10 protein-coding genes and 1 pseudogene are annotated in these 11026 nt (G+C 70.1%); 3 read left to right on the plus strand and 8 right to left on the minus strand.

Features of this window, described 5'->3' with window-relative positions:
- Nucleotides 1-107: pseudogene (locus ACWCP0_RS41440) on the plus strand (ABC transporter ATP-binding protein); the annotation flags it as partial.
- A gap of 77 nt (nucleotides 108-184) precedes the next feature.
- Here ACWCP0_RS41440 and ACWCP0_RS41445 read toward each other — a convergent pair.
- The 7 genes from ACWCP0_RS41445 to ettA all read right to left on the minus strand — a co-directional run bounded on the left by ACWCP0_RS41445 (nucleotide 185) and on the right by ettA (nucleotide 8798).
- Nucleotides 185-1273: an aromatic ring-hydroxylating oxygenase subunit alpha gene (locus ACWCP0_RS41445; RefSeq protein ID WP_451083885.1), complete on the minus strand. Its 1089-nt coding sequence runs from the start codon at nucleotides 1271-1273 to the stop codon at nucleotides 185-187.
- 11 nt (nucleotides 1274-1284) lie between these two features.
- Entirely contained in the window at nucleotides 1285-2427 is a 1143-nt protein-coding gene (gene solA / locus ACWCP0_RS41450; RefSeq protein WP_451083876.1) for an N-methyl-L-tryptophan oxidase, read from the minus strand.
- Between the two features lie 9 nt (nucleotides 2428-2436).
- A complete protein-coding gene (locus tag ACWCP0_RS41455; protein WP_451083877.1) occupies nucleotides 2437-4812 on the minus strand; it encodes a GcvT family protein in 2376 nt (791 codons plus the stop codon).
- A 217-nt stretch (nucleotides 4813-5029) separates the two neighbouring features.
- Complete coding sequence (locus ACWCP0_RS41460; RefSeq protein ID WP_451083878.1) at nucleotides 5030-5794, minus strand: IclR family transcriptional regulator; 765 nt, start codon at nucleotides 5792-5794, stop codon at nucleotides 5030-5032.
- 225 nt (nucleotides 5795-6019) lie between these two features.
- On the minus strand, nucleotides 6020-6697 hold the full coding sequence (locus ACWCP0_RS41465; protein WP_451083879.1) for a hypothetical protein: 678 nt from the start codon (nucleotides 6695-6697) through the stop codon (nucleotides 6020-6022).
- The gene (locus tag ACWCP0_RS41470; protein ID WP_451083880.1) at nucleotides 6694-7125 is read right to left on the minus strand and encodes an acyl-CoA thioesterase; all 432 of its coding nucleotides are present in this window, start codon (nucleotides 7123-7125) and stop codon (nucleotides 6694-6696) included. The genes ACWCP0_RS41465 and ACWCP0_RS41470 overlap by 4 nt, the downstream gene beginning before the upstream one ends.
- A gap of 8 nt (nucleotides 7126-7133) precedes the next feature.
- Nucleotides 7134-8798: an energy-dependent translational throttle protein EttA gene (ettA, locus tag ACWCP0_RS41475; RefSeq protein ID WP_451083881.1), complete on the minus strand. Its 1665-nt coding sequence runs from the start codon at nucleotides 8796-8798 to the stop codon at nucleotides 7134-7136.
- Between the two features lie 269 nt (nucleotides 8799-9067).
- Here ettA and ACWCP0_RS41480 point away from each other — a divergent pair, with 269 nt between their 5' ends.
- Nucleotides 9068-9568 (plus strand): YfbM family protein, encoded by a 501-nt coding sequence (locus ACWCP0_RS41480; RefSeq protein ID WP_451083882.1) that lies wholly within the window; start codon nucleotides 9068-9070, stop codon nucleotides 9566-9568.
- Between the two features lie 158 nt (nucleotides 9569-9726).
- On the opposite strand, the gene ACWCP0_RS41485 is transcribed toward ACWCP0_RS41480, so the two are convergent.
- Complete coding sequence (locus tag ACWCP0_RS41485) at nucleotides 9727-10263, minus strand: hypothetical protein (RefSeq protein ID WP_451083883.1); 537 nt, start codon at nucleotides 10261-10263, stop codon at nucleotides 9727-9729.
- Nucleotides 10264-10493: 230 nt separating this feature from the next.
- Between ACWCP0_RS41485 and ACWCP0_RS41490 the strand changes: the two genes are divergently transcribed.
- On the plus strand, nucleotides 10494-10814 hold the full coding sequence (locus tag ACWCP0_RS41490; protein WP_451083884.1) for a hypothetical protein: 321 nt from the start codon (nucleotides 10494-10496) through the stop codon (nucleotides 10812-10814).
- Nucleotides 10815-11026: the final 212 nt, after the last annotated feature.

Genomic DNA, 11026 nt, shown 5'->3' on the forward strand with positions numbered 1-11026 from the left:
TCCAACTGCCCGCCGACTACACCACGGCCCTCGGCATGGAACACCGCGTCATGCTCGAACTCGAACAGGACCACATCGGCGTCTGGCCCGACGACGCCCCACGCTAGCCCGCCGTGCGCACCTGCGGCGGGCCTTGCGGCGGCCCGGGGCCCGCCCCAGCTGCGGGAAGAGGCGCAGGCGGCGCCTAAGCCAGCCGGGCCGTCACCCACTCGTGGAACGCGCCGATGTGGTGCTCGCTCGGCACCAGCACCCCGCCCCCGCGGTACGCGCGCGAGCCCATCGCCGGCTGCGTGAGCTCGCACGCCTCGAAGTCCTGGACGTTCACCCGGTGGAACAGCTCCACCGAACGCGACACGTCCGCCCCCGACGCGACGACCTCCGGCGCGTACAGCCAGTCGCACTCGACGAGCGTCCGCACGTGGCTCAGCGGAAACATCCGGTGGACGATGACGTGGTCGGGCACGAGGTTGATGAAGACCTGGGGCTTCACGGTGACGGCGTAGTAGCGGCGGTCCTGCGCCTCGGTGAGCCCCGGCAGCCGGCCGAAGCCCTCGCTGCCGTCGACGGTGAAGCCCTGCGCGGTGGGGGCGAACTCGGCGCCGTGTCCGACGTAGTACTGCGCGGCATAGCCACGTGCGAACTCCGGGAGGACGTCCGTCAGTTCGGGGTGGATCGTGGCGCAGTGGTAGCACTCCATGAAGTTCTCGACGATCAGCTTCCAGTTGGCCGCGACGTCGTAGCCGATGCGGTGGCCGACGACGAGTTCCTCGGTGCGGTAGCGGTCGATCGCCGTGGTGTCCCCGAGCCGTTCGACGGCCGCCCCCATGACGGTGTCCTCGAAGGAGGGGGGTTCCTCGGCCAGGCAGACCCAGGCGTAGCCGAGCCATTCGCGCAGCGCCACCCGTCGCAGCCCGTACGCGTCGCGGTCGATGTCCTTCATCCTCGCCAGATTGGGCGCGGCGACGAGCCGCCCATCGAGGTCGTACGTCCAGGCGTGGTAGGCGCAGCGCAGGGTGCGCCGGACCTCGCCCGCGGACTCGGCGCACAGCCGCGCGCCACGGTGCCGGCAGACGTTGAGAAAGGCCCGTAGCGCGCCGTCCGCGTTCCGGGTGATCAGGACGTTCTCGGTGCCGACCTGAACCGTGCGGTAGGCGCCGGGGGCGGCCAGTTCGGTGGAACGTATCGCGCAGAACCACAGCGCCTCGAAGATCCGCTCCTGTTCGCGGCGGAAGGTTCCGGGGTCGGTGTACGCCCTCCCGGGGAGGGTCGCCATCAGGCTGGATGTCACAGCGGCCTCCCTGGAGCGAACAGGTCGACGGGGTGCGCGGTCGCGCCGGTCAGCGCCAGGTCGGCGAGGATCTCACCGACCACGGTGACGAACTTGAAGCCGTGCCCGGAGAAGCCGCAGGCGACGGTCACGGACTCCGGGTGCGCGGGGTGCCGCGCGATCACGAAGTGCTCGTCGGGCGTGTTGGAGTACATGCAGGTGGCGGCCTTGAGGAAGGCGCCAGGGAGGGTGGGGATGCGGGAGGCGGCCTGCTCGGCCATGGCCCGTACCTCGTCGTCGTGGACCGTGCGGTCGATCGTCTCCGGGGTGCACACCGCGCCCTTGCGGAAGAATGCGATCTTCACCCCGCCGTCGGGACCGTCGATGGCCGGGAACCCGTAGATCTGCACCCCGTCGGCGTCCTCCCACACATAGATCGGGTGCCGGTCGGGGGTGTACGGACCGGTGCCTCCGGTGGGCTGGAACCAGTACATGATCTGCCGCTCGACGGTGATCGGCACCCCGAGGCCGGCCAGCAGTCCGGGCGCCCAGGCACCGGGGCAGACGACGAGCTGCCCCGCCGTGTAGACGTTCTCGGCGGTGTGGACGCGCACCCCGTCGCGGTACGGCTCCCAGCGGGTGGCCGGCTCCTCGAAGTGCAGCTCGGCGCCGTCGCGGGTCGCGAGCTGGAGGTGGGCGGCGACGGTGTTCTCGGGCCGCAGCAGTCCCGCCCTGGCCTCGTACAGCGCCACCTCGTCGTCCTGCGGTGCGAACGTCGGGAAGCGCCGGCGCAGCTCCTTCGCGTCGAGCATCTCGTGCGGCAGATCCCACTGCAGGGCCGAGCGCAGCGCCCCGGCGACGGGCCGGGACTCGGGCCGGCCGACCATCACCCCGCCGCAGAGCGTGGCGATGTCCCGGCCGCTGTCCCGCTCGAGCCGCTCGTACAGCTCGTACGCGCGCAGCAGCAGCGGTACGTAGGCGAGGTCCTCGAAGTACGACTGGCGGGTGATGCGCGAACCGCCGTGGCTGGAGCCCTTGTTGTGCACCGGGCCGTACTTCTCCAGGCCGAGGACGCGGGCGCCGCGTGCCGCGAGATGGTGCGCGGCGGCGCTGCCCATGCCGCCGAGGCCGAGAACGATCACGTCGTACGTCGGTGCCACGAACTCCTCCTACCTACGGATACGGTCCATCTGGGGGTCGACCAGGGGCTCCTCGGCCACGGTCGCGGCGATCTTCTCACCGAAGTACTCGATGTGGACGCCGGTGCCGGGCGGGAGGGCGGACGGCAGCCAGGCGTAGGCGATGCAGCGGCCGATCGTGTGGCCGTAGCCGGCGCTGGTGACATAGCCGCCGGCCTCGCCGTCGACGTACACCGGTTCCTTGCCGAGGACGACGGCGGCCGGATCGTCGAGGGTGAGACAGGTCAGGCGGCGGCTGACGCGCTCCGGGTCCAGGGCCGCGCGCCCGAGGAAGTCCCCCTTGCCGGGGCGGACGGCGAAGCCGATTCCGGCCTCGTACGGGCTGTCCTCGGCGGTCATGTCCTGGCCCCAGGCGCGGTAGCCCTTCTCCAGCCGCAGGGAGTTGAAGGCGCTGCGGCCGGCGGCGACCACACCGAGGTCCCGGCCCGCGTCCCAGAGCGTGTCCCAGAGGCGAAGCCCCAGGTCGGCGCTGGTGTACAGCTCCCAGCCGAGCTCGCCGACGTAGCTGACGCGCAGGGCTGTCACCGGCACATGGCCGACGGTCGTCTCCTTGGCGCGGAAGTAGCCGAAGCCGGTGTGGGAGAAGTCGTCGGGGGTGAGGGGCTGGACGAGCTCGCGGGCGAGCGGGCCCCAGACGCCGATGCAGCAGGTGCCGGCGGTGATGTCCCGGACGTGGACGCCTTCGGGTGCGTGGCGTGCCAGCCAGTCCAGGTCGGCCGGGGAGTTGGCGCCGAGCTGGAAGCGGTCGGGGGCGAGCCGGGCGACGGTGAGATCGGAACGTATCCCGCCGCCCTCGTCGAGGAGCAGGGTGTACGTCACCGCGCCTGGTGTGCGTGCCTGCTGGTTCGTCGTCATCCGCTGGAGGAAGTCGAGCGAGCCGGGCCCGGTGACGTCGAGGCGCCGCAGCGGTGTCATGTCGTACAGCGCGACCCGCTCGCGCGTGGCCAGCGCCTCGGCGGCGGCGATGGGCGACCAGTGGCGGGCGGACCACGGGTCGCGGTCGGGCAGCGTGAGTCCGGCGGCGAGCGGGGCGTTGGCCTCGTACCAGTGCGGCCGTTCCCAGCCGCCGCCCTCCAGGAAGTACGCGCCGAGTTCGCGCTGGCGCGGGTGGAAGGGGCTGGTGCGCAGCGGGCGCGGCTGCTCCAGGGGCTGGAGGGGGTGGACGATGTCGTACACCTCGATGAAGCTCTGCGCGCTGCGCCCGGCGATGTACGGCGCGGTGAGCTGGGCGGTCTCGAAACGTCCGAGCTCGCATTCGTGCAGGTCGAGGGGCGGGCGGCCGTCGGTGAGCCAGTCGGCGACGGCTTCGGCGACGCCGGCGGAGTGGGTGACCCAGACCGCTTCGGCGAGCCAGAAGCCGCGCAGCTCGCGGGACTCGCCGAGCAGCGGCATGCCGTCGGGGGTGAAGGAGAAGATCCCGTTGAAGGCGTGGTCGACGGCCCCCTGCCGCAGCGCGGGCAGCAGCGCACCGGCATCGTCCCAGCTGGGGGCGAAGTCCTCGTCGGTGAAGGCGAGTTCAGACCCGTCGGTGGTGAACGGGTCCACGGGCATGGGCCGGTGTGCGTACGAGCCGATGCCGAGGCGGTCCTGGTGCGTACGGAAGTACAGGTCGCGGTCCTGGTGCCGCAGTATGGGCAGCTCTCCGGCGGCGCCGGCCAGTTGAGGCACGGGCGCGGTGGTGGCGTACTGATGCGCGAGCGGCAGCAGCGGTACGGTCACCCCGGCCATCGCCCCGATCACCGGCCCCCAGAACCCGGCCGCCGAGATCACGACGTCGGCGGGGAAGGTGCCCCGGTCGGTGACGACGCCGGTGACCCGGTTGCCGTCCCGGGTGATACCGGTGACGGTGTGCCGGTCGAGGATGCGGGCGCCGCGGGCCGCCGCCCTGCGCGCCATGGCGTCGGCCGCGTCGACGGCCCGCGCCAGCCCGTCGTCGGGGGTGTGGAAGCCGCCGAGGATCCGGTCCGTGTCCAGCAGCGGCCACAGCTCGCCGCAGCGCTGCGGGCCGATGACCTCGCCCCGGACGCCCCAGGACGCGGCGAGGCCCGCCTTGCGGTGGAGGTCGGCCAACCGGGCGGGCGTGGTGGCGACTTCGAGGCCACCGACCGGGTCGAAGGCCCCGAGTTCGGTGAACTTCTCGATGGTGCGGCCCGCGAACGTGCTCATCGTCCGGGACGGATTCGTGCGGAAGACCAGCCCGGGGGCGTGGGACGTGGAGCCGCCCGGAGTGGGAAGCGCGCCTTTCTCCAGGACCGTGACCTCGTACCGGCCACGCGCGGTGAGTTCGTCCGCGAGCCCACAGCCGACGATCCCGGCACCGATGACGACCACACGCGTGCTGGGCACGATCACACCCCTCCGTTGTTGCGTAGTGCACGACGGATTGCGCGATGGGAGACGATGGGAGCCATAGTGGGAACGCGGCGCGGTGACCGTCAAGAGCCGTGGGTTAACCCCTTGTAAATGGCCGGCAGCGGCCGCTCGGGGGCAGCCTGGCGGGGCGGTCCGGAGCGGTCCGGGGTTGCGGTGGGGCTGGGGCCGGCCGGGGCTGTCCGGGGCGGGTTCAGCCGCTGTGGCCGAGGCGGCGCGACAGCTCCCGCGCCGCTGCGGCGGTACGGTCGGCCAGTCCCGGCAGCCGATCCTCGCCCAGCCGGTACGCGGGTCCCGAGGTGCTGAGCGCTCCGAGCACGGCTCCGTCGTGGCCGCGCACGGGTGCGGCGACGGCGTTCAGCCCGATCTCCAGCTCCTCCACCGCGGTGGCGAATCCGCGCTCGGTGGTGGCGGCCAGCTGCTCCCTCAGTGCCTGCGGCGAGGTGACCGTACGCTCGGTGAAGCGCGCCAGGCCGCCTGTGAGGACCTCGTCCCTGACCGCGGCCGGGCCGTGCGCGAGCAGCACCTTTCCGCTGGAGGTGGCGTGCAGCGGGGTGCGGCGGCCCAGCCAGTTGTAGGTGGTGATCGAGGCGTGGCCGCGGGCCTGGGCGATGTTGACGGCCGCGGAGCCGTCGAGCACGGCGATGTTCACGGTCTCGCCGAGCTCGTCGGCGAGTTCGCGGCAGAGCGGAACGCCCTCCTGGGAGATGTCGAGCCGCACGGCGGCGGCCCCGGCGAGCCGCAGCACGCCCGCGCCGAGGTAGTACTTGCCGCGGTCCTTGGCCTGGGCGACGAGGCCGCGGTTCTCCAGCACCCCGAGCAGGCGGAACGCGGTCGAGCGGTGGACGCCCAGCTCGTCGGCGATCTCGGTGACCCCGGCCTCGCCGTGCCGGGCCAGGCTCTCCAGCACGCTCACGGCACGGTCCACCGACTGCACGGCACTGGCCCTGTCCGTCATCGCCACGAACCCCCTGACGCAGGTGTTGCGTATGGCGCACTCCCGTTGCACGGGACGCGCTGACGGCTCGTCTGCCCGGTCCGGACGACCTTATGCGGACCAATTCTCGTGGGTCACGGCAGGGTTCAGGTGGGGGTGGGTTCAGGTGGGGGTTCAGGCAGGGGTGGGTTCAGGTGGGGGTTCAGGCAGGGGTGGGTTCAGGTGGGGGTTCAGGCAGGGGTGGGTTCAGGTGGGGGTGACCGTCAGCCCGCCGACTCCGGCCGTCCGTACGGCGACCGAACCGAACGGCGTGCGCAGCCGGAGCCAGCTCCCCGCCGCGAGCAGCGCAACGCCGGTCACGCCCTCCGGCGTCGGGCGCAGGAAGCCCAGCGACTGGGCGGCGTGCACGGCCCGCAGCGGCAGGCCGGTGTCGCCCACGGTGCGGGACCAGATCTCGCGGCCGATCCGGTCGCGCTCAGCCCGGGTGCGCCGCTCGGGCGGCAGCGCCTCGTCGCGGGCACGGAACTCGGCGACCGCGGCCGCGACCGCGCCCTGCATCCCGGCGACGCCGGGCAGTCCGGGCAGCTCCCGCCAGCCGCCGCGCGGGGGCAGCACCCCGGCCCAGGGCGGACCGGTGACCGCGGCCGGTACGACGAGCTCGGCGCCCGCCACGGACTCCAGCAGTTCGCCGGCCGAGACGGTCACATCCAGCCGGACGGTCCCCTCGGGCCCGGCGACCCGTGCCGTGCGGATCGCGAGGACCTCGAACGACGGCGGCCTGCCGAACACGGCGATCGCACCGCCACCGGCCTGGATCCGGACGGCGGCGGCCCGGTCGTAGTGGATCAGCCGACCGAGGAAGGCGGCGAGATCCGCCGCCTCCCTCGCGTCGGCGAGCCGAAGGGTCTGCACGGGCGCTGTCATGCGGCGAGCGCGCCCTCCACGCCCTCGTCCAGATACTCCTGGAGGAAGGACTTCTCCTCGGCGCTGATGCGGCGCGGGCGACCCGCTTCCAGGTTGTACGGGACGACGACCGTCGAGGCCCGCACGTACACCTGGTCAGGGTCCTTGATCTCGTACGCGATCGTCAGCGACGCCGCGCCGATCTTCGTCACCCACGACTCGACGGTGACCGGCTCGTGCCGGTGGACCAACGGCCGTACGTAGTCGATCTCGTGCCGGGCCACAACGGACCCGCCGGAGAACGACGGTGAACCGTCCCCCGGCGCCAGCCGGAACATGAAGTCGATGCGGGCCTCCTCCAGATAGCGGAGGAAGACCACGTTGTTGACATGCCCGAAGGCATCCATGTCCGACCAGCGCAGGGGGCACTGGTAAATATGCCGAGCCACTGACTGCCTCAGCCCCGGGTGAGCTTCTTGTAGGTGGCACGGTGCGGACGGGCCGCGTCCGGGCCGAGCCGCTCCACCTTGTTCTTCTCGTACGACTCGAAGTTGCCCTCGAACCAGAACCACTTGGAGTTGCCCTCGTACGCCAGGATGTGCGTGGCGACCCGGTCCAGGAACCAGCGGTCGTGGGAGACGACCACGGCACAGCCGGGGAACTCCAGCAACGCGTTCTCCAGCGAGGAGAGGGTCTCGACGTCGAGGTCGTTGGTCGGCTCGTCGAGGAGCAGCAGGTTGCCGCCCTGCTTGAGGGTGAGCGCCAGGTTGAGGCGGTTGCGCTCACCGCCGGAGAGGACCCCGGCCGGCTTCTGCTGGTCCGGACCCTTGAAGCCGAAGGCGGAGACGTAGGCCCGCGAGGGCATCTCCACCTGACCCACGTTGATGTAGTCCAGCTCGTCGGAGACGACGGCCCACAGCGTCTTCTTCGGGTCGATGTTCTCGCGGCTCTGGTCGACGTAAGAGATCTTGACGGTATCGCCGACCTTGATCTTGCCGGAGTCGGCCTCCTCAAGGCCCTGGAGCATCTTGAACAGCGTGGTCTTGCCGGCGCCGTTCGGACCGATGATGCCGACGATGCCGTTGCGCGGGAGCGTGAAGGAGAGGTCGTCGATGAGGACCTTCTCGCCGAAGGCCTTGTTCAGGTTCTCGACCTCGACGACGACGCTGCCCAGACGCGGGCCCGGCGGGATCTGGATCTCCTCGAAGTCCAGCTTCCGCATCTTGTCGGCCTCGGCCGCCATCTCCTCGTAGCGGGCCAGACGGGCCTTGGACTTGGCCTGGCGCCCCTTGGCGTTGGAGCGGACCCACTCCAGCTCTTCCTTGAGCCGCTTCTGGCGCTTGGCGTCCTTCTGACCCTCGACCTTGAGGCGCGACGCCTTGTTCTCCAGGTACGTGGAGTAGTTGCCCTCGTACGGGTGGGCGCGGCCGCGGTCGAGCTCCAGGATCCACTGGGCGACGTTGTCCAGGAAGTACCGGTCGTGGGTGACGGCGACGACGGTGCCGGGGTACTTGGCGAGGTGCTGCTCGAGCCACTGCACCGACTCTGCGTCGAGGTGGTTGGTGGGCTCGTCAAGGAGCAGCAGGTCGGGGCCCTCCAGCAGCAGCTTGCAGAGCGCGACGCGGCGCCGCTCGCCACCGGACAGGTTGGTGACCGGCCAGTCGCCGGGCGGGCAGCCCAGCGCGTCCATGGCCTGCTCGAGCTGCGTGTCCAGGTCCCACGCGTTGGCATGGTCGAGGTCTTCCTGGAGCTTGCCCATCTCCTCCATCAGCGCGTCGGAGTAGTCGGTCGCCATGAGCTCGGCGACCTCGTTGAAGCGATGGAGCTTGCCCATGATCTCGGCCGCGCCGTCCTGGACGTTCTGCAGGACGGTCTTGGACTCGTCGAGCGGCGGCTCCTGGAGGAGCATGCCGACCGTGTAGCCGGGCGAGAGGAAGGCATCGCCGTTGGACGGCTGCTCCAGACCAGCCATGATCTTCAGCACGGTGGACTTACCGGCGCCGTTCGGGCCGACCACACCGATCTTCGCACCGGGCAGGAAGCTCAGCGTGACGTCGTCAAGGATCACCTTGTCGCCGTGCGCCTTGCGCGTCTTGCGCATGGTGTAGATGTACTCAGCCAAGAGAAACCGTCCGGCAATCAGTGAGTGGGCAGATACACCCCATCTTGCCTGACCGCCACCCCTGGAACGAAACCCGTCCGATCGAGGGCCGCCGACCTGCCCCTTTCGCGGGGCACCCTCGTAGTTGATCTGTCACTGGTTGTCGTCGTCGGTCACCGTCGAGCGCCCCCGCACGGCCCACGGACGGCCCGGGAAACGATCACATGCCCTGTCTCCTTGCCAGATGGACGGCGCCACCGGTGTCAGTGGCGGCGCGTACCGTCCCGGCCATGAGCATGATCGGAGAGTACTTCCGTGTGACGGCGGCGGAGCTGGAGCGCGCCATCCAGGACCCGGACTGGGCACTCGACCTCATCGAGGAGACACAGGACGCCCAAGAGCAGCCGGAGCCCCCGCCGGCCGAGGCCCGTCATTTCAGCACCTACAAGACATGGGACCTTCTGGGCTTCCTGCTGCGGCGTTCCGGCTTTCCTGTCGACGTCGTCCACGGCGAGGAGCCGTTCGCCGAGACCGAGGACTGGGGATACGGTCCGCCCCGCTATCTGCCTGCGGATCGCGTTCGCCTGGGAGCTGAAGCCCTGCGCCGCACGACGTATGACCGACTCATCAAGGCTGTCGATCCTCACGAGCTGAACGCGGCCGAGGTGTACCCCTTGGGATGGGACACACCGGAGTCCCTCGAGTGGGCACGGGACTGGTACGCCGGACTGACGGAGTTCTTCGAGGCCGCCGCCCGAGATGGAGACGCGATGCTTGTGTGGCTGGACTGACCTCCCCGCCGCCACGGGCCCAGGACCTTGTGATCCGTAGCTCTAGCCGGATCGGTCAGCGACGGTCGTACCGGCCGCTACGAGGCGCCGGAGGGACGGTAGCGAACGGGGAAGGTCACTGGGGCTGCGGTACGGGGCTGCTGTACCGGGCGCGGTAGCTACCCCGCTCGTTCGAGGGTCAAGTCGCTGCGAGCGGGTTCGGCTCGCCACATAGCGGCCAGCTGGGGATAGGACTCGATGAAGCGACGCATCTCTCCGAGAGCGGCAGTCCTTGATGCGCCGATCTCGTCGTAATCGAACCCGGTGTCCTGATGTCCCAAGCTGTCGAGATCAGCCCATGCCGGATCCTCGCCGAAGATGAGCTGCAACTCCACCTTCCAGTACTCCGGCTGCCAGTGCGGATCTTCACGCTCTCCGCCATCGTTGGCCGCGAGCAGCCGCCCAAAGGACAGCGCAGGCTGGTCATCGTTCCAGTCCCACTTGCCCCACTCGACGATGAAGCCGTCGCCATCGTTCTCAGGACTCTCGATCCCTGCGATCTCGATCTGGAGAAACTCGGCAAAGGCCTCCCACGCAGCGTTGACGTCGCGCACGGCATCGGGCTCGACCCCACGCTGCCTCAGCATTTGCGCGAACATCTCGGCACTTGATCGCCAGGGAATGAGCATGCGGGATGCTACCGCGGTGGCCGGCATGGTCCTGGAGCACCTGTTTGCAAGACCACGTATGCACGACTGCCCTCACCTGCGGTGTAGCTGACCTGCGCGGGAGTGGTGCTGACACCTCTGTTCCCCGTGGCTCCCCCTTCGTGACCGACCGGACGGGCACACAGCGGGCATGGCCAGGCCATGCCGACCGGGGGCAGGGCTGAACGATCCGCCAAGACGCCTTGCCCATGACAGCGACAGCAGCTGATCATTCGAGCATGAGACCCGAAGTGCAGGCGTTCGTCGCCGACGGCCCACTCCCCGACTGGGACGCGAGCGAAGAAGAGATCGACCGACGCGACAAGCAGCTTCGGGCAATCTCCCGACCGGTCACGGCAGAGGAAGCACAGGCGCTGGCTGCGTGCTTTGGACCCGACGACTGCTACGGCGTCGCCTGGACGCTGGTGCACCTCATCGAGACGGGCCCTGGACCGGTGCCCTCAGTGGCTCGTCCCGCTGCCGACGCCGACTACTGGCACCACACGCTGTGGGGGCGGTGGGGGGACGAATCGTTCGACGAGGGCAACTTGACGAGTTAGCACTGTGAGGTGTCTGCCTTCTCAGTACTGGTACCTCGCTCGGTCTCCTCGGACGTGGTGCCTCCTCCTGGGTGCGGCCCGCGCAGTACCGCGCGGTTGACGTAGCGGCTTTGGGCTGGAGTCTCAATGACGAAGTCAAGCCGCTTGCGTGACCGGTGGGGCGGCGGTGAAGACCCGTCCGTCACGCAGCAGCGCCCACAACACGCTCGCTC

The organism is Streptomyces sp. NPDC001970, assembly GCF_053594115.1.

Coding starts and splice junctions, on each gene's coding strand:
- ACWCP0_RS41445 (WP_451083885.1), bottom strand. CDS start 1,273: ATGGCGACCCTCCCCGGGAGGGCGTACACCGACCCCGGAACCTTCCGC.
- ACWCP0_RS41460 (WP_451083878.1), bottom strand. CDS start 5,794: ATGACGGACAGGGCCAGTGCCGTGCAGTCGGTGGACCGTGCCGTGAGC.
- ACWCP0_RS41465 (WP_451083879.1), bottom strand. CDS start 6,697: ATGACAGCGCCCGTGCAGACCCTTCGGCTCGCCGACGCGAGGGAGGCG.
- ACWCP0_RS41480 (WP_451083882.1), top strand. CDS start 9,068: ATGAGCATGATCGGAGAGTACTTCCGTGTGACGGCGGCGGAGCTGGAG.
- ACWCP0_RS41485 (WP_451083883.1), bottom strand. CDS start 10,263: ATGCCGGCCACCGCGGTAGCATCCCGCATGCTCATTCCCTGGCGATCA.
- ACWCP0_RS41490 (WP_451083884.1), top strand. CDS start 10,494: ATGAGACCCGAAGTGCAGGCGTTCGTCGCCGACGGCCCACTCCCCGAC.